Below are 19,471 nucleotides of genomic sequence, written 5' to 3'. Positions count from 1 at the left end.
CATACCGACCGCCCATTCCGCTGATCACCGAATATATCTGCACAATGTCAGCGATACTCAGCGCTCTTTCGATTGAGACACTTTTAGTTTCTATATACGCATACTCACTTACCATTACGCCTGTGATAACAGCTACAACAGTGGAATGTCGTCTAAAGCCATCTAGATGCATGTCTCCAGCTAATCAACGTTACTCAATACCTAATGATATGTGAAAGCTAATTCCCTCAAACCCACATATCAGATTTCGCTTGGATTACTTGAGATTTTTAGCTTAACCGGCCAGATTCTCTGCGATAACAACGAAGGTATGATTGTAGTACTTATATAAGAACTATAAGTATTACAACTATGCCACAACAAGTGGCATAGATAGAAATACAAACATGAGAACGATATAGATATGCAAACACAAACAGTGAACAAAATGAAATACAGATAGGAGATTCAAATGAACAACATAAACTTTAGATCTATGATGCATGATGACGACAATAGCCTGTATAGACCAAATATACATGACAAGCTATCAACACTCCTTCTGGAGTACACAACGTCACACAGCAAAACAATGGTTATTCGATTTGATGCAACCTATCCAAAAGGGTTTAATGCCGTCGAAGATAATAGCGACATATCAGCTCTCATGAAGTTGTTGATTCAACAGTGTTCGCGTAAAGGGGTATCCCCAGCGTATTTTTGGGTGAGAGAGCAATCCCTTAGAAGCAATAACCAACACTATCACTGCTTGCTTTTGCTCGATGGCAACAAGACTTGCAGATACTATCCCTACATTGAAGCAGCGGAAGAAATATGGGGAAGGATACTCAATGTGCCCCCTCACGGATTGATTCATTATTGCAATAGATCCCCTGAAGGCAACAAACAAGCCAATGGCATCATTCTCCGCAGTGATGACCCCAACTACGAAGACAAGATTGATACCGTTGTCCGGCAGGCCATGTACTTGGCTAAAGACCACACCAAGGGGATCTACAACGATGGTGTTCGTGATTTCGGCAAGACACGCAAAGCAAACATCTCACGTCCTGATTCTCGTCGTGCAATCTGTGTCCGGGATCGTGCAGATAGCTTCAGTTAAGCATAAACGTTGACGACTTACACGTGAATCGTTCATTGCCTATCTGCGAATCAAACTGAAAACATATACGCTGCAATAGTCACTAGAGAGGTATCGCCCTACAGTTATACCCCTCTGCTGAACAATCTCAATGCACATACGGAAAGGATTCGACAATGATCAGCCCTAACAAACAACACAAAGCATCCCCTCAAATGTTATCCTACGTGTTCAGCCTGGCTGTACAGTTTGGCGTTGACGCAGAAGTTTTATCATCAATGCATTTCGGCAAAGACTTTGCTGACCTGTCTGAGGTAGAGGCAGATGGCCTTATTGAAACAATCAAGAGCAACGATGCGAACTACAGTGCGGATGAGACCCATTGCTGCACCTATGGACTTGCCTTAGTGTAAACCCTACTCAAACGAATGGGCTTCGCATTTTCATTTTTGGCCTGTATAATCATAACTCCAGTAATTCTGCCACGGCCCGCCATGGGGCACGCCTGAAATGACAACGCAACTTTCTGGCTGGTTCACTGCCCGGCAGAACCCCTCGCTGAGTTCCGGGGGCATGGTCGCATCCGTGCGGCTGCTTAAATGTCGCTGGGGCAAGTGCTGCAGCGATGGAGCCATCGACTTAGGGTTCAAAGATTCTGCAAGCTGGCTCACGCCCTGCAGGTCTGCCCAGGCATCAATATCAAGATTGCCCGCAACGGTTCCCAGAAAGACCACATCCTGCCTCATGGCAGCCAGAAGCGCCGCAGCCCCGCCACCGCCAGAAAATCCGACCAGAATGATCTGCTCTGCCCCGCATGCTGCCTTGGCTAAGGTAATGGCCGCATCAAGGCTTTTCATCACCTCTGGCCCAAGCCGCGCTGACGTCCAGTAGCGCTTTGAGCACTGCCGTTTGTCGTCGCCCTGAACATATTGGCATGGTCGCGCCAGATAAAGCACCGTGTCCGCCCCCGGATCAGCCATAGCCAGGCGCAGGGCAACAGGATTGCGCGGCGTGGGGTCTGTTGATGGCCGGGTGCGAGACTCCCAGGCGTGTCCGTCGCCTTCAATATACACGCGCAAAATTTTTGAGTGAGACGATAAGCCGGGGCGAAGCAAGCCGTACAAAGTAAACAGCTTCGTTGAGAAGAGGCGCTCGGAAAATCCCTGCTCTTGCGCAAGAGCACTGGCTTTTTGCCGAGGCGAGGAAGCGCAGGCAGATAAAAAGCACAGAGCAACACCCAGAACACAGCACAGCCACGTACCTGCGTATTTTCTGCTGGTTTTACTTGTGCATCCTTTTGTGTCTGCCATGTCCTGCCACTAGCACAGGAACACCCAGTTGACCATATCTCCACGGCCCGCCGCAATTACTCCTTGGGGAGCGCGGCTGAGACCTGATGCAGCTGATCAAAAAACTCGCGGATATCGACCCCCGTTGCCGCCACTAGGGCAAGAGCAGACATCACGCCAGGCTCTTGCTGCCCCTTTTCCACCGCATTGACATTGCGCAGGTTATAACCCGCGCTTTTTGCCATGGCGGTCTGCGACATGCCGACGGCCAACCGTGCCTGAGCCAGTAACGGACCAAATATGCTCTTCAGTCCCTCAACAGCCCCCAGTGGCTGGTAAGTCACGCTCAACCTTTGGGGTGGCGCTCCTGCCGCCCCATCGAGCGCTTCGCCGACGGATTCTTCAAAAAGAGTTTCAAAAAAATCCCCCGGATCCGCACCTACTGCGACCACCATGCGTAGCGCGAGCAGCACACCAGGCTGGCGCGAGCCATCCTCAATACGTTGAATGTTACGCGTGTGGTACTGCAGACGCATGGATACCGTCCACTGCGATATCTCTCGCTGTTGGCGCTCCCGCCTAAAAGCCAGTCCGAATGGGCATGATATTTCTTTCATGGTGCAAGATTTGAATGAAATACGGCACATTCGCTAGTAGGGTATTGACCGACGGCTAATTTTACATAATCCTCGCAACGGGAAGAACAAAGTTGTTCCAGCTTCCGCGAAGGAAGCCGGTTGGACACAACCAGACAATTTCTGAGGAGGATTGCATGCGATTTACACAAGGTGCCCTGGGTATGCTCGTGCAGCGCTACAGGGGAATTCTGAAAAAATGTCACATGCTCAATGTGCTTAGCGGAGTGGCAATTAGCGCATTTTTGATGGGAAGTGCTGGCATGGCAGTTGCCGCTGCGCCCATCGCCATCAGCGACACGCATCAGGTAGCGGACGGTGCGGCAGAGACCTACACCACAATTGACGTGAACAATGGCGGCACACTGGCCATTGCGCGCAACGCCAAGGTGAGCGGTTCAGACGTAACCGTTAACACCGGCGGCACACTGACTTCTGCGAAGAATCTGCACTTCGGCTCTTTCAGCCCAGAGCCGGGCACGGGTCTGCTTGGTAGCAGCCTCACCCTGGACGGTGGCACTGTTAGCGCCCAACACATGGGGCTCGCCCCCAGCGGAACGGCAACCTTGAAAAAAGGTATGCTCACGCTGAATTCGCTGGACATGCGCAACGGCACATTTGCTTTTAATGTTGCAGGCGGCGACAGCGCCACTCTCACACTGCTTGGCACCACCGATGGTACGGCGTTCCTTCAGGGAACAAGCCTCAGCGTTGGTACGGGCAGCAACGTTTTTCTGGGGGCGGATTCCGGCCCCGGCGGCAACCAGACATCCACCACATCTCTGGCTGTAAGCGGCGGTTCGCTACAGGTTGGGCACGGCAACTGGCAAACTGGCGACCTGACCCAGACCGGCGGGCAGGCCAAGATCAGCGGCAACGCGGTGCTGACTGTGAACAACCTCGACCAGACCGGCGGCCTGCTGACTGTGGGCGGCACCACCAATTCCGGCAAACTTGTGGTCAATGGCAGTGTGGCCAATGCCGCCTACGCTGCCGGTTCCACGGGCGTGGCAGTAACGGGTACGGGCTCCTTGCAGGTAAAGTATGATGAACTGGTCAACGCCACGGGCGATGACTTCAAAGACTCTGCCACCCAGCACGCCATCAATGTTGTCAATGGCGGAACCCTGCTGCTGAATGGCTATGCCGGTTCAAGCATGACGCTGGCTGAATTCAAAACCCTGTCAGACAAGCTCTTGGCGGCTGGCAGCACGGGCACCGTCCAAGGCATCACGGTGGACACTTCCGGTGCTTCACTGCAGGACGTGGGCGACGCCCGTCTTGCCACGCCCACTGCAGTCATAAGTGGCAGCGGGGGCCTTTCTACTGGTGCCGCAACAGTTGGCGGCATCACTGGCGCAACCACTGTCAGCGGCAACGCAGCTTTGACCCTTACGGGGCAGGCTTCAGGTAATGTTCTGGCAGACAGCAGCGTCACGCTCAACGGCGGTACACTGACGTTGGGCAACCCTGCGGGTGGCTCAACCGGTGGCACGCTACAGGGCGGCATTGATGCCTCAACCGGCACCAACACTATCAATGTGATCAACGGTACACACACCGTGGCCGGGGGGCTCACTGGCAACGCAACCACTACGGTTGCCGTGGGCAGCAGCTCCGGCAGCGGCACCCTTGTTGCCACCGGCGTCAGCATGAACGGTGGTCAGCTCAACTTTGACCCGCCTTTCGCTGCCGCTGGTGACACTTCCAACGCCTCCATGGGCGGTCTGACCTTCACCGCTAATACCGTGGATGCCCTCATGACCGTGGGCCAGAACAGCATGGTTTCGCTTGGCAGCACTGACGCCGAATGGCTGCGCACAGAAGTGCTGCGTTACCAGAGCGACGGCAAGGGCCTGTGGGGACAGAACATAACTGCTGCGCTCGCCCTGCGCACGCCGCAGAGGCTGAGCACCGCAGGCGGCATCAATGTGGATGGAACATGGGTTACGGGCGGTGCAGCTGCCACGGCCAACACCGCTCATTTTGCCGATAAATCTCTGCTTGTGGTGGACGCTACGGGCATCGGCAGCGGCGTGGCCCTCTCCGGTGAAACCGGGGGCACCAGCACCCTTACTGTGGATTCCGGAGCAAAACTGCACATCGTGGGTGGTCAGGACGGAGAAACGCTGAACGTCACCGGCGGTTTTGGCGCTTCCACAAAAGATGCTGCCAGCTGGACAGGCAGCAATTTGACCACAAGCACCGCTCTGCTTTCCGCCACGGGCGGCACGTTTGATACAGCCAATGGCGCATACAGCGTGAGCCTTAAGGCCAATGCGGCGTCTTCGTCCTTCCCCATGTTGTCGAACAGCATGGGGGCACTGGTAGATCGCATGGTGGTTCAGACCGGGGTAAATCCGAATTCGCCCAACGCGGGCGTGCGATTCGTATCCCGTGCCATGAGCGACAATTATATTGGCACGACAGACCGCAACAAAGCCGCAGCAACTGTTGAAGGTGCGGCCCAGATGGCTGCTGTAGGTGCCGTGCAGGGCAGCACCCTGAGTGCTGCGACAGCTGCTTCCGGTGCGGTGCTCAACCGCACATCTATGGCGTTGCCACGTACGGATATGAGTCAAGCTGTGGCCGTGCGCCAAGATACGGACGGCAGCCTCAGTCTTGATTCCGGGCTCAGTGCCGGGGACGGCCTTAAAAACGGCCTTGGGGTATGGATCATGCCTCTCTACCAGTCCAACAACGTTTGGGGCATGAAGGCGGAGAACTTTAAGACTGGCTACAACAGCAACCTGGGCGGCATTGCCCTGGGTGCGGATTACACCATCAACGACATGTTCCGCTTTGGTGCGGCGTTCAACGTTGGTGCCGGGTACGCCAAATCCAACGGCGATTTCAACAGCACGGACAACCGCTTCAACTTCTGGGGCGTGAGCCTTTATGGCGGTTGGGTATACAACAACTTCGGCCTCTCTGCCGATGTGGGCTATACCGGCAACTACAGCAAGGTGGAGCAGGATATGCCCGCCTCCATGCAAATGGGCGACCTCAAGGCCGACGTCACCAGCCATGCCTGGAATACGGGCCTCAAGGCGGAATACAAGTTCAACGCCGGTGCGCTGGATATTATTCCGCATGCGGGGGTGCGCTACCTCGGGCTTGTGACCGATGGCTATGACGTGAAGAGCGGCGGCACCGTCTTTGAAGTGGACGAAAGCACGCAGTCCATCTGGACATTCCCCGTGGGCGTGAGCTTTTCCAAAGCCTTTGAAACCGAGAGCGGCTGGCAGATCAAGCCACAACTTGATCTGGGAGTTATTCCGGCGGCGGGAGACGTAAAGGCCAGGAGCAAGGCCCGCGTTCCCGGTGTGGACAGCCAAGCCGAAATGAAAATGCAAGTGGTGGACTACGCCACCTTTGACGGCGGCTTGGGCTTTGAGCTTGGCAAGGGCGACTTTACCCTTGGCCTAACCTATAACTTGCAGGCTTCGGAACACCGCACTGGGCATGGCGTGTTTGGTTCGCTGCGGTATGAGTTTTAGGTATGGCTTAGTTTGGATAATTGATGGACCGAGGAGAGGGCCGGGGATTTCCCCGGCCCTCTCTATTATGGCAGGCTATTTTCTTATGAACGGGGACAAGCCTTCACTGATTGGCAAGCACAATCCAGAGCACGATGCCGTGAAGCCAACTTGACCAATAGAACCAAATTCAGCACTTATTTGGCTAAAGGAGCGTGAATATGCAACGCAGCACAGCAGTACGCCCAATTAGTGCGGTCAAGGCGCACTTTACAGAAATCATTCGCACTTTCAGTGAAGAAGCTGCACCGCCCGTTGTGATCACCCAGAATGGCGAGGCCAAGGCCGTGCTCATGGGCATTCCTGAATATGAGCGCATGCAAAAAACTTTTGCCATGCTCAAGGCCCTCAGTATCTCCGGCAAGAGCTTTGAGGCGGGCAAGGGACGCCCCGCTCGAGAAATTTTCGCAGGGCTGCGTGCAAGGGGTGAACCATGACCCCCTTTCCACAATGCGTCGCTCCTGGAGGCTCTCCTCTCTCAGAGGAGGGTTAGGTCTTGCTGGCTACTTTCTAATGAAAAAGGACAAACCTCCACCGATTGGCAAGCACAATTGTTGCTGCTATACCAAGCCCTCACCATGTCTATTGTCACTGCTGAGGGCAGCTTAGTGCCGCCGTCCCAATTTTCCGTATTGCTAGAGGAACGTCCATGCTTACAGAACAGCACAGCAAACTTGTCGAATTCATATGGAGCATTGCCGAGCGTCTGCGCGGCCCCTATCGCCCGCCGCAGTACCGCAAGGTTATGCTGCCACTGATTGTTCTGCGCCGTTTGGACATGACGCTGGAGGATAGCAAGGCGGAGGTATGCGCCGAATACCAACGCCTCAAGGCCATACAGAAAGCCAATAAGAATAAGAAAGAACAGAAAATGTCTGACGACACCATCGTCAAGACCTTGAGCCACTTTGTGAACCAAAAGCATGGGGTGAGCTTTTACAATGTAAGCCCATACACGTTTTCCACCCTGCTGCATGATCCCAATGGGCTGGCCGCCAATCTGAACGCATACATCAACGCTTTTTCGCCCAACGTGCGCATAATCTTCGACAAATTCAAGTTTGATGCGGAAATCGCCGTACTGGACGACAAAAACCGCCTGTTCAGCATCATCAAGGAATTCGCCGACGAAAAAATAGACCTGCACCCGGACAGGGTGAGCAACTTGCAGATGGGCTATATTTTTGAACACCTCATCCGCCGATTCAACGAGCAGGCCAATGAGGAGGCCGGGGACCACTTTACCCCCCGTGAAGTCATCACCCTCATGGCGCACCTTGTCTATACGGGCGATGACGACATCTACACCCCAGACATAGCCAAGACCATCTATGACCCAGCCTGCGGCACCGGCGGCATGCTGTCCGTTTCGGAAGATTATATCCGCAGCCACAACCCACAGGCACACCTTGCGCTCTGTGGGCAGGACTATAACGACGAATCGTGGGCCATCTGCTGTTCCGACATGCTCATTAAGGGCGAGAACGTGGAAAATATCGCTCTGGGCGACACGCTGGGCGACGGCAAGAGCAAGGATCAGCACGAGGGCAAACAGTTTGACTACATGCTGGCCAATCCTCCTTTTGGTGTGGACTGGAAGGACCAGTTGCCAGCGGTGAAGAAAGAGCATGAGACCTTCGGCTTCAAGGGACGCTTCGGCCCAGGCCTGCCGCGCATCAATGACGGCTCGCTGCTCTTTCTCCTGCACATGCTTTACAAGCGTCACCCTTCGGAGGCCGAAGGTGGTCAGCCCGGTAACGGCTCCAAGATCGCCATTGTGTTCAATGGTTCGCCCCTGTTCACCGGTGATGCGGGCGGCGGAGAAAGCAACATCCGGCGCTGGATCATAGAAAACGACTGGCTGGATGCCGTGGTAGCCCTGCCGGATCAGCTTTTCTACAATACCGGCATCTACACCTACATTTGGTTGGTGAGCAATCGCAAGCCAGCGGAACGCAAGGGAATGGTGCAGCTCATCGACGCCACACGGCATTTCCGCAAGATGAAAAAAAGTCTGGGCAACAAGCGCAATGAGCTTTCAGAAGAGCATATTGCGGAGATTGCCCGCCTTTACGGCGAATTTGTCCACAACGGTACGAGCATGGTCAATGGCACGGGCGAGCCCAAAGAGCGTGTGTGCTCCAAGGTGTTTCCCAATCAGGCCTTTGGCTACATCAAGCTGACGGTGGAGCGCCCCTTGCGCGTTAATGTGCAGGTGAGCCCCGAGCGTGTGGCACGCTTTACCGATAGTGGGCCTTTTGCCTCGCTGGTGGAGAGCAAAAAACGCAAAAACAAAGAAGCCATAGAAAAGGACGTGCAGGCCGGGCAGGCAATGCAGCAAAGCTTGCGTAAACTACTCAGCCTCTTTGACGCGGGCAAGCTGTACATGGACAGGGCTGACTTTGAGGCAGACTTGAAGAAAGCCTGCAAAAAAACAGGCGCAAAGCTGGAAGCCCCCATGAAAAAGGCCCTGCTTTCGGCCCTGAGCGAGCGCGACCCCAACGCCGCGATTGTGCGCGATGCCAAGGGCAACCCGGAGCCGGATAGCGACTTGCGCGATACGGAAAGCGTACCCCTGCCGGAAACTTTACCTCTCCCCCTGCCCCTGGGCTACGTCGGCAAGGGCGACAAGGTGGACAACAGCGAGCTTATTTCGCTAGTGCAACCGTATTGCGACAGCTATTTTGAGCGCGAGGTAAAGCCGCACTGGCCTGATGCCTGGATTGATTATGACAAGACCAAGGTGGGCTACGAAATTCCCATGACCCGGCATTTCTATGTGTATGAGCCACCACGCCCGCTGGAAGCCATTGAGGCGGACATGGCAGCGCTGGAAGCGGAGATCGCCGCACAGCAGGGCCTCATGACGGGCCTTGCCGGGGCCGCGCATGAGTAGCGTAGAAAAACGCTGGAAGCCCTATCCGGAGTATAAGAACTCTGGCGTGGAGTGGCTGGGCATGGTGCCGGAGGGGTGGGAGGTGAAGAGGCTCAAATACATTGTAACTTACAACGATGAAACCTTGCCAGAAACGACTGACGAAGATTATTCTTTTCAGTACGTTGACATATCAAGTGTAGGCCTCATAGAGGGCATTCAATGCATGGAAAGTACGACTTTCGGTAAAGCCCCTTCGCGAGCTCGCCGAATAGCGCGTAAGGGGGATTGTATTGTATCTACCGTCAGAACGTATCTTAAGGCCATTGCTCCCATAAGGTTTGACATAGAGAATTTAATAGTTTCAACAGGCTTTGCCGTTATTCGGCCGTCTGTTGAAATGGCACCTGACTTTGTTAAATATTATGTTCAATCAACTGGCTTTGTCGATGATGTTTGTGCAAAATCCGTGGGAGTCAGCTATCCGACTATAAATCCATCTACGCTGGTCTGTATTTGCTGTGCACTTCCCCCTCTTGCCGAACAGCAGGCCATTGCCGCATTTCTTGATCTGCAATGCACTCAGATAGATTCTCTCATCGAAAAAAAGCAACGCATGCTCGACCTGTTGGACGAAAAGCGGCGTACCGTCATTACGCAGGCCGTCACACGCGGTCTTGATCCCACTGTGCCCATGAAGAATTCCGGCCTGGAATGGCTGGGTATGGTCCCGGAGGGGTGGGAGATCAAACGACTAGGCGTAATCACTCAATTTATTCAGACAGGTCCTTTTGGTAGTCAGCTTCATTCTGAAGACTATATTGAAAATGGAACGCCAGTAATCAATCCATCTCATATACAAAACGGCAAAATCGTACCGAACTACCGATGCTCAATTGACAAGTATAACGAAGTACGTTTGCAGCGTCACAAATTAACTGTGGGGGATGTTGTTTTTGCCAGAAGAGGGGAAATGGGGAGATGCGCCGAGATTCTATCTGGTGATGATGGTTATATCTGTGGTACAGGGTGTTTACAAATACGCTTCAAAGGTAATGCTCTAAGTGCTTTTTTTGCCTCCTATTTACAAACAGAATTCATCAGGGATTATTTAAAATTGGAGTCTGTTGGTTCAACAATGGACAACTTGAACACGGAAATATTATCAAAAATACCTATTCCCCTCCCCCCCCTCCCCGAACAGCAGGCCATTGCCGACTACCTCGAATCCCAGTGCCCCGCCATGGACAGTCAGCGGAAAAACCTGGAAAAATCTATTGAACTCTTGCGTGAGTATAGGGCATCACTTATTACTCATGCGGTGACCGGAAAGATTGACGTGCGCGATGCCGCGCCCCTTCAATAATGTTTTCAAGCCAGCCGAGGAGCTGCCATGCCCGCCATGCACACGGAGCGCCGTTTTGAGGAAGCCATTGAGCTCACACTTCTTGCTCAGGGCTATGTAAAGCGCTCGGCGCGGGACTATGACGCGGACGCGGCCCTGTTTACGGCGGACGTGCTGGCCTGGGTGCAGAATTCTCAGCCCAAAGTCTGGAACGCCCTGCAAAAGGCCTTGGGAACAGAAGACAACATAGCCGCCCATCTGCTCAAGGCGCTGAAGGATCACCTTGCGGATTCCGGCAGTCTGCATGTGCTGCGGCACGGCTTTACCTGCTATGGCAAAAAGGTGCGCATGGCCGCCTTTGCCCCGGCCTCCGGTCTCAACCCAGAGACCATTGCCCTGTACAACGCCAATATCTGCGCCGTAGCCCGCCAGATTCCCTGCAAGCCCGGCACTCGAGACACCATTGATACGGTGCTGGCGGTCAACGGCATACCCGTGGTGACGCTGGAACTTAAAAACCAGATGACAGGGCAGACAGCGGATAATGCCAAGACACAATACGAAAACGACCGCGACCCCGGCGCACCGCTGTTCCGCTTCAATGAACGGCCAGAACGAACTCTGGCGCACTTTGCAGTTGATACGGACGTGGCCTGGCTGTGCACCCGCCTGAACAAAAAAGACACGTACTGGCTACCCTTCAATCAGGGGCATGGCTTCGGCAAGGGCAATCCGCCTTCACCTGCCGGGCAGTACCGCACAGCCTATCTGTGGCACGAAACCCTGAGCCGTAAAAGTCTGCTCGACCTGCTGGCGCGTTTCATTCACCTTGAGGTGAAGCGCAAAAAGATTGTGTCTGGCAAGGCCATCAAGACCATTACCACCGAAAGCCTCATTTTTCCGCGCTATCATCAGCTTGCCGCCGTGCGCCAGCTCACGGGCCATGCCCGTGAGCATGGTTCGGGGCACAACTATCTGGTGCAGCACTCGGCGGGTTCCGGCAAGTCCAATACCATCGGCTGGCTGGCCCACCATCTGGCAAGCCTGCACAACGCCGACAACGAAAAGGTGTTCCACTCCATCGTCGTAGTGACAGACCGCGTGGTCATCGACAAACAGTTGCAGGACACCATCTACCAATTTGAGCACAAGCGCGGCGTGGTGGAAAAGATTGACCAGAATACCCGCCAACTTGTGGAAGCCCTTGCTTCTGGCGTGCCCATCATCATCAGCACAATCCAGAAATTTCCCTTCATCGCCGCCTCTCTGGAGCGGCTGACCAAGGAAGGGCATGACATTTCGCTGGCGACCAAAGGCAAGCGGTTTGCCGTCATCATCGACGAAGCGCACTCCTCCCAAAGTGGCGAAACCGCCACGGAACTGCGACGGGTGCTTAACAGAGACGGTATTGAAGCGGTGGTGGCGGAACAGGTGCTGGATACGCAAGATGACGAAAACCTGAGTGACGACGCCCGCGCCAATCTTTTCAGGGAGCTTTCAGCCCGCACGCGGCAGCCCAATTTAAGCTACTTCGCCTTTACGGCAACCCCAAAGTACAAAACTCTGGCGGTGTTCAACGAGCCGGGGCCAAGCGGCCAGCCGCCCTTCCATCTCTATTCCATGCGGCAGGCCATTGAAGAAAATTTCATTCATGACGTGCTGGCTCACTATGTGCCGTACAAGACATATTTTTCTCTGGTCAAGGCCGTGGAAGATGATCCGGCAGTGCCCAAGCGCAAAGCCGCCCGTGCTCTGGCTCGCTTTGTGGGGCTGCACCCTCACAATATCCGCCAGCATGTGGAAATCATGGTGGAGCACTTCCGCTCTTCCACCATGCACAAAATCGGCGGCAGGGCCAAGGCCATGGTGGTCACAGAATCGCGTCTGCACGCAGTGCGTTACAAGCTGGCTCTGGATACCTATTTGCTTGAAAAAGGCTATACGGATGTGCGCACGCTGGTGGCTTTTTCCGGCGAAGTACATGACCCGGACAGCGGCCAATCCTACACAGAACCCGGCATGAACAAAAATATCAAAGAAATGGAACTGCCGGAACGCTTTGAAACGGACGAGTTCAATGTGCTGCTGGTGGCCGACAAATACCAGACCGGCTTTGACCAGCCTTTGTTGCACACCATGTATGTGGATAAAAAGCTGGGCGGTGTGCAGGCCGTACAGACGCTCTCGCGCCTGAACCGCCGGGCATCGGGCAAAAGTGATACCTTTGTGCTCGACTTCCGCGACCAGAGTGCCGACATTTACAAAGCATTCAAGCCCTATTACGAACGCGCCGACATGGGCGAAGCCCCTGATCCGCAGCGGCTCTATACGCTGCACCGTGAATTGCTGGAAAGCGGGGTCGTAAACAGTGAAGAAGTGCTGTCCTTCTGCGCCATCTGGTTCAGTAAGCGCGGTGACAGCACGATAAACCACCAAAAGCTCAATGCTCTCATTGATCTGGCGGTGGAACGCTTTACAGCCCTTGCGGAAAAAGAGCAGGATCTGTTACGGGGTAAATTGGGGGCCTTTCGCAATCTTTACGCCTTCTTGTCGCAAATTATTCCCTATGGCGACTCCGAGTTGGAAAAGGTCTATGCTTACAGCCGATTTTTGTTGACCAAACTTCCTACAGAGGATGGCGGCGCGGCTTTTGCGCTGGATGATGAAGTAGCCCTGCGCTTTTATCGTTTGGAAAAGCTGGAAGAAGGCAAGATACGTCTGGACGAGGGCGAGGCCGACCCACTGAAAGGCCCCACGGAAACGGGCAGCAGCAAGGGAGATGAAACAGAAGTGCCGCTTTCCACGCTGGTGGACGCACTCAATGAACGCTTCGGCACCGCCTTTACCCCGGCGGATCAGCTCTTTTTTGATCAGGTGGCCGAAGCCGCCGCTGAAGACGAAACCCTCAGGCGGGCATCAAAGGTTAACACGCTGGAAGCCTTTGGCCTTGTGTTCGCCGACATTCTGGAGCGCTTGTTCATCGCCCGCATGGAGGGCAACGAAGGCATTTTTGACCGCGTTATGAGCGACAAAAACTTTCGCAAAACGGTTGAGGAGCAGCTTGTCAAAGAAGTTTATGACCGCCTGCGCGGAGATACGGGAGCGGTTGCGTAGTACATTTTCATTGTTGCAACATCCCAAATTTCGGCGGAATTCAATAGCTGGTAGAATGGAGTGATGACATGACACAGTTGGAACGTGTGCTGACCTTTCTCAAGGCCCACCCCGGTGAGCAATTTATTGCCAAGGAGATTGCCGCCGCCATTACCCAGCAGTTTGCGGAAGACTACGTTTCCAAGCGGAATAATCCACGATTTGCCGACGAGCGCAGTTTTACTGCGCAGGTGGCAGCGGAAATTGGTGCTCAAGCACGTTCGCTACAGCACTCAGGCGTTTCTTTACAAGATAGACCTCGACCTCGCAAATATTCATGGCCTGTGAACGGCCTCCCTAGCAGTGAAGAATCCGACTCTTCTGAACAGGATAATACTGAGGAGAGTGAAGACAGAGAGGTGCCTTCTCTTTCCCAAGATATACGCAGCCTTAGAGAACACGATCTGTATCCTGTGCTTATGGATTACCTTAAATCAGAATTGCAATTATACTGCTTACGCATCAATGAATCACGCTCGCGCAATACACGTGGGGCTGGCGGCAACAAATGGTTGCACCCGGATATTGTAGCCATGCAGCCTTTGGACAGAGGATGGGATGGCCTCGTGCGCAACTGTGTCCAAAAAAGTGGCAGCAATAGCGTTCGTTTGTGGTCGTTTGAAGTAAAGAAAGAGCTGACCGCGTCTAATGTGCGTGAATGCTTTTTTCAGGCTGTCAGCAATTCCAGCTGGGCCAATGAGGGATATCTGGTAACCACCGCCATTGCTTCTGACGGCGGTGTGGAACAGGAACTCCGCATGCTGTCGGCTTTGCACGGCATCGGTGTGATTATACTGGTGCCCGACAACCCTTCGGAAAGTGAAATTTTTTTGCCAGCCATCAGCCGTCCCGAAGCAGATTGGCAGTCCATTAACCGTGTGCTTGTGGAAAATGGCGACTTCAAAGAGTTTGTGGCTCAAGTGAGTGACTATTTTCAAACTGGTCGTCTGAAAGACCGCGACTGGGGTTGGCGTCACGAAAGGTGATGGCAACAGTGGGCAGGGGCCGTTGCTCATCAACAAAAAAGCACCTATGAACGACAACGAGAAAACGCCGATTCCGGTACTACTACCGTGTGGCTCTCCACTGGTGGTGTTGGCAACCCGCCCTCCACTGGCTATGGATGGTAGATAAACATCTGGCGAGTCGGTGAGTTTCTGGTGGATGCAATGCACCCCCGCTAAATATCTCATTGAAAGGTTAGAGTCCCTGACATCTGAGCCCAAGAATGAAACGAAGAAGATTCACCGAAGAGCAACTTATTGGGATATTGCGCCAAGCCGAGGCTACGTATCCCCCAACAGCGCCTCAAGTTCTTCGCGACTGTTTCCGGGATTAATGGGGCTAAGCACGCCCTGGCTCAGAGCACGCTTTTTATCAAGCAGGCGGTGTAGATTGCAATCAAAGCTTTGATCGCCGTAAATAGGATGGATGGCTAGTGGGTAGTGCAGAAACACGGGTTTCTTTTGGCCGATTCTGTAAACGCGGTCAGTGCACTGGTCTTCAACCGCCGGATTCCACCAGCGCGTTAGATGTATGACATGGTTGGCAGCGGTAAGGTTTAGCCCCACCCCCCCAGCTTTGGGTGAGAGCAACAACACGTCAAATCCATCAGGTCCATTTTGGAATTTATTTACAATTCCTTGTCGTTGCGTTGCCTGTACTCCGCCATTGATGCATGAGACAGAAAGAGAATATCTATCGCTCATGAGTGTGGCAAGCCGTGCCTGCGTGTCGAGATATTCCACGAACACTAGGGCTTTTTCACCGCGTGCCTGTATTTCGTCCAAGATCGTCATGAGGCGGGCAATGCGCGCTGAGCATTTCAGCATCTTTTTGGGTGAATCCGTTGGATCAAGCGGTGGATGTAATGATATTTGCCGCATACGCTGAATGGCTTCAAGCACTGCCCCCATTGACCCCCTGCGGAGTTTTTCCTTAGCATTAGCCAGTGCTGCGTCATATATTTGCGCTTGCAAAGGTAGCATAATGTCTTCGTAAGGCGGGTAGATTGTTTTTTCTGGCCGTTCGTTCCAATGCGTATCTTTCAACCTACGCAGAAGCACTGGAGGCGTGGCGCATTCCAGTTCTTCCTTAATTCTTTGCAAGAAGGTTTCCTTGTCGTAGGTTTCTTCAGGATCATCCTGTTGGCCCGCACTGTTGCCGCGGTTTGTCTTGGGGCACTGTACTTCTTCCGGGTATGGGCCAAAAGTTGGCTTCCCACCCCTCTCGATAGCTTCATAATTTTCAACAAAGCGCAGCAGCTTGTGTTTGCGGGTGGGCTGTACTCTGTCCACAATGCTCACAAGGTCGCGCAAGCTGTTTTCTACTGGCGTTCCGGTCAGTGCAAGGCAGAATTCTGTCTTTATGGACTTTGCCATTTCAGAAACTAATGCACCAGGATTCTTTATTTTTTGCGCCTCATCAAAAACAAGCAGAGAGTACGGCCCTACGAATACTTCTATTTTGTCACGCATGGTTTCATACGTTGTGATGGCCCACGAATGCTGCATCAGGTATTCTCGCGCGGCGGCTCTATTGCCAGCAAAAGCTGTAAAAAAAGAACCATAGGCTTCGAGGGGATCACCGAGCGCACCGTTAAAAAACTTTTTTGCCTCCTCTTGCCAGTTTTTAATCAAGGCTGTGGGCGCAACTATGAGTATGGGGTGGCGATCAGCATGCCCTGTTTCCATTTGTTTAAAAAGCCACCACATGAAGGAAAGAGTCTGAAGCGTTTTACCAAGCCCCATATCGTCAGCCAGCAGGGCACCTGAGCTTCCCGCACGCCAATGTGCTTGCAGCCAATCAATGCCAGCCTGCTGGTGAAGATGCGGGTGCACGCCAGCAGCATACTCAATAGCGCCTTCCCACGCTGGCCGCGTTGGCACGGCAGATACTTCATCAACGTCAGTTACCTTCGGCGCAATGCGGAGAATTTCTACTTTTTCTTGTTTCTCTTCTTCCCAAAAGATTCGTGCTGTTGTTTTAAGCTGCTCAAGCAGGTCAAACGTTACAGAAATAGTGTCTCCGCACAAAATCACATGCAGTTCATTGCTTTCCAGTGCGCCTGCCACATCCGTAATGAATTGTTTCAGCTCTGGCACTGATACTTGATATGGCTGGTCATCAACAACAATTTGCACAGTGTCCGGCAGCGTATCCGGCAGCCATTTTTGCCCGCTGGAGCTTGTGGGAAAGACATTTTTCGCTTCCCATATGCAGAGTCCCTTGACGCGCTCCTCTAAAAAAAGAGGTGTTTCCACAAAAATGCTGTCTATGATTTCTTCTGACAGATCGCCCGCCAGGCGCTCTTTCAAAAACTCATAGGGATTATTGATGAAGTCTATTTTTTCTTGAATGCTTGAACGGTTAACGCCCTTAACTGCGCTCAACCCGGCCTGCATTTCCTTGGGTAGCGAAATGAAGTATCCGCTTCCCAGTGAGTATTGGGTTCGCAGGGGTTGCTGCTCAAAATTTTTTACAAAAATAGCGTGCGCCTGCGGCGGGAGAATCTCGTTTTCCAGGGTGCTGCCATCTTCATTCTCGTGCGTCGGCACTTCTGCTAGCAGGCGGGGTGTGATACGCAGGTCACCACGGATAGATTGAATACTGACAGTAAAGTGGTATGCTCTGGCAATTTTGTATGAACGTAACGCCTTATTTTCAATGACTTCATCCGGGCTAGCTACCAAATCAAGCAGCTCTGCCCACCACGATGTTCTGTCTTGTGGATCCGTCAGAGGTGCCAGCTTGTAGGCATCAATTTTTGTAACGACACTGTAATTGGGGTCGAGTAGGCAGTACTCCTTGCCCTCGGCTCTGACCATTATTCCAGTTCGAGTAAACGAGACGGGGCGGGATAGGGCATGGAAAGCATATTCTACAGCAAACTTGCTTCCCATCGTGAGGGTGCCTCGAGGGTGGATGCGCAAATGGAAGGGAAGGGCTGGGGGCAATGCCAGGGCTGCTAATTCCCATGGCTGACACTTTGCCATATCTTGATTGAGGATTGTGACGGTATCCTCAGCCACAGTGGCCCATCCTTTATTACAAATCTGCTCAAGCATGTTGTAAGAAAAAAGCTCGCCAGTTTTATTGCGCACTTCATGTGTGCACCATGCCCCCACGGGGAGCATATCTTCACCTCGCGCAACAGAAAATTGCACATACTCATCTGTAAATTGGTAACACAGTTGGCAAGGCTTCATACGCTATCTGATTCCAGTTTGTTGATAAATATGTTGTGATATCTTGAATTGCCAGTTTCCTATGTGACTCACAGCAATGCTATCTAGGGGGCGCAGCTCAGATGCAGTATATTTATTAAGATAAAATTGGGGTACAGATGCATCGACTTCATCACAAAAGCGGCACGCTCCGCTATGGCTCCATTCAATAATGATTAGCGAGTCAATTTGCATAAGCAGTACCGATTGATTTGACATCGCCCCGGTCAAATCTGCAAAGCTGTTACGCGGCAAGGTGGTCTGTCTTGCTGCAACGCGAGCTTCCTTGCCAAGAATTACCCAAGCCTTGCTTATGACACCAAGAGAAAGGTAGCGCGACCAAAATCTCTGGCGCTCCTGCCATGCTGGTTCAGCAGTGTCACGCAGAATGCTGAAAAAGTCCTGAAGCTGTGCTGCCACAAGCCAGCGTTCCATGACGGTCAGCGCAGCTGTGGCAGCACCATGCCACAGGCGGTTGTCTACACGCGGGTCTTTGAAATGACGCAATAGAAAGTCGCGTATAGGCCCTTTATAAATTTCTTCCGTAGGAGTTTTGTTTACAAACGGCAGTAGCAGGGCATTAATTGTGGAGCTTTTGGGGAATAAATGCCGAACAGATTCTTCCCGGTCGTACTGCGCGATGAAATTTTGTAGCAGTACTAAGTTGTCCGGGGATGCAATCGCGCGGGACAAAAGACTCTGGGCGCACTCTGCCCCATTACTGACAAATTGACTGGCAAACAGATCCTCTGAAAAGAACCGCCGGACGCACGCCTCCCGTAAACCTTGTGTCAGCAGATCACGGGCAAACAGATCAGGGCCATCTGCGGACAGAAGCGCATAATCTTGGCAAGCTTTGTATACATTTTGTACTTTGATGCGTGTAGATTCCGCTAGCTCGCTGTCTACACGGTGGCAAAGCCACGCAAAGCTGGGGCTACGCATGGGGTATTTTTGCATCAGCACATACCAAAGCAAAATGAGTACGCGTCCCTGCCGCAGTGGGGACAGGCTCTCCAGCCATTGAAAATACTGCACGACAAAATTTGCCGCATCAGCAAGATTCTGCTCCCCGTAATAGAATACCCAAGGTGCCTGCTTCAGTGTCTTAATCGGGAGAGAGGTGAGAGGTCGGCCTTGTAGATGGCAATCCCAGATGCTGTCGTACAATTCCTGTAACGACAGGGGGCTTGGGGCCACACGTTGCACTGTATCAACGCTTTGGGCAAGCACCTGGCATAGGGCAGGAAGCTTGGCAGGCGGTGGTGGCATTGCCAGTGTCAGTGATTCTGGCCTCCAATATCGCAAACAGTCCCGCAGTGACATTA

General features: G+C 53.0%; 12 protein-coding genes. 8 read left to right on the top strand and 4 right to left on the bottom strand.

Going from position 1 to position 19,471, the window contains the following annotated elements:
• The first annotated feature begins 451 nt into the window (after positions 1-451).
• Together ACUZ9P_RS08790 and ACUZ9P_RS08785 are read left to right on the top strand one after the other, a co-directional pair.
• Positions 452-1,102: a YagK/YfjJ domain-containing protein gene (locus ACUZ9P_RS08790; RefSeq protein ID WP_449249415.1), complete on the top strand. Its 651-nt coding sequence runs from the start codon at positions 452-454 to the stop codon at positions 1,100-1,102.
• Between the two features lie 155 nt (positions 1,103-1,257).
• Positions 1,258-1,494, top strand: coding sequence for a hypothetical protein (locus ACUZ9P_RS08785; RefSeq protein ID WP_449249414.1), 237 nt, complete (start codon positions 1,258-1,260; stop codon positions 1,492-1,494).
• A gap of 30 nt (positions 1,495-1,524) precedes the next feature.
• Here ACUZ9P_RS08785 and ACUZ9P_RS08780 read toward each other — a convergent pair whose 3' ends face one another.
• Both ACUZ9P_RS08780 and ACUZ9P_RS08775 read right to left on the bottom strand, forming a co-directional pair.
• Positions 1,525-2,154 carry a hypothetical protein gene (locus ACUZ9P_RS08780; protein WP_449249413.1) on the bottom strand — a complete coding sequence of 210 codons (630 nt, stop codon included), beginning with the start codon at positions 2,152-2,154 and terminating at the stop codon, positions 1,525-1,527.
• A gap of 293 nt (positions 2,155-2,447) precedes the next feature.
• On the bottom strand, positions 2,448-2,906 hold the full coding sequence (locus ACUZ9P_RS08775; RefSeq protein ID WP_449249412.1) for a helix-turn-helix transcriptional regulator: 459 nt from the start codon (positions 2,904-2,906) through the stop codon (positions 2,448-2,450).
• 236 nt (positions 2,907-3,142) lie between these two features.
• On the opposite strand from ACUZ9P_RS08775, the gene ACUZ9P_RS08770 reads away from it, so the two are divergent.
• The 6 genes from ACUZ9P_RS08770 (at position 3,143) to ACUZ9P_RS08745 (ending at position 14,903) form a co-directional block, all read left to right on the top strand.
• The gene (locus ACUZ9P_RS08770) at positions 3,143-6,505 is read left to right on the top strand and encodes an autotransporter outer membrane beta-barrel domain-containing protein (RefSeq protein WP_449249411.1); all 3,363 of its coding nucleotides are present in this window, start codon (positions 3,143-3,145) and stop codon (positions 6,503-6,505) included.
• Between the two features lie 200 nt (positions 6,506-6,705).
• Positions 6,706-6,981, top strand: a complete 276-nt coding sequence (locus ACUZ9P_RS08765) for a type II toxin-antitoxin system Phd/YefM family antitoxin (protein ID WP_449249410.1) — start codon at positions 6,706-6,708, stop codon at positions 6,979-6,981.
• A 212-nt stretch (positions 6,982-7,193) separates the two neighbouring features.
• The gene (locus ACUZ9P_RS08760; RefSeq protein ID WP_449249409.1) at positions 7,194-9,440 is read left to right on the top strand and encodes a type I restriction-modification system subunit M; all 2,247 of its coding nucleotides are present in this window, start codon (positions 7,194-7,196) and stop codon (positions 9,438-9,440) included.
• A complete protein-coding gene (locus tag ACUZ9P_RS08755; RefSeq protein ID WP_449249408.1) occupies positions 9,433-10,785 on the top strand; it encodes a restriction endonuclease subunit S in 1,353 nt (450 codons plus the stop codon). The genes ACUZ9P_RS08760 and ACUZ9P_RS08755 overlap by 8 nt, the downstream gene beginning before the upstream one ends.
• 27 nt (positions 10,786-10,812) lie before the next feature.
• A complete protein-coding gene (locus ACUZ9P_RS08750; RefSeq protein WP_449249407.1) occupies positions 10,813-13,878 on the top strand; it encodes a type I restriction endonuclease subunit R in 3,066 nt (1,021 codons plus the stop codon).
• A gap of 68 nt (positions 13,879-13,946) precedes the next feature.
• Positions 13,947-14,903 carry a COG2958 family protein gene (locus ACUZ9P_RS08745; RefSeq protein WP_449249406.1) on the top strand — a complete coding sequence of 319 codons (957 nt, stop codon included), beginning with the start codon at positions 13,947-13,949 and terminating at the stop codon, positions 14,901-14,903.
• Between the two features lie 300 nt (positions 14,904-15,203).
• Here ACUZ9P_RS08745 and ACUZ9P_RS08740 read toward each other — a convergent pair whose 3' ends face one another.
• Positions 15,204-18,125, bottom strand: a complete 2,922-nt coding sequence (locus ACUZ9P_RS08740) for a DEAD/DEAH box helicase (protein WP_449249405.1) — start codon at positions 18,123-18,125, stop codon at positions 15,204-15,206.
• 3 nt (positions 18,126-18,128) lie between these two features.
• The gene (locus ACUZ9P_RS08735; protein WP_449249404.1) at positions 18,129-19,469 is read right to left on the bottom strand and encodes an EH signature domain-containing protein; all 1,341 of its coding nucleotides are present in this window, start codon (positions 19,467-19,469) and stop codon (positions 18,129-18,131) included.
• Positions 19,470-19,471: the final 2 nt, after the last annotated feature.

It is taken from the genome of Desulfovibrio intestinivivus (genome assembly GCF_053570665.1).
This window is presented reverse-complemented; position numbering and strand designations above follow the sequence as displayed.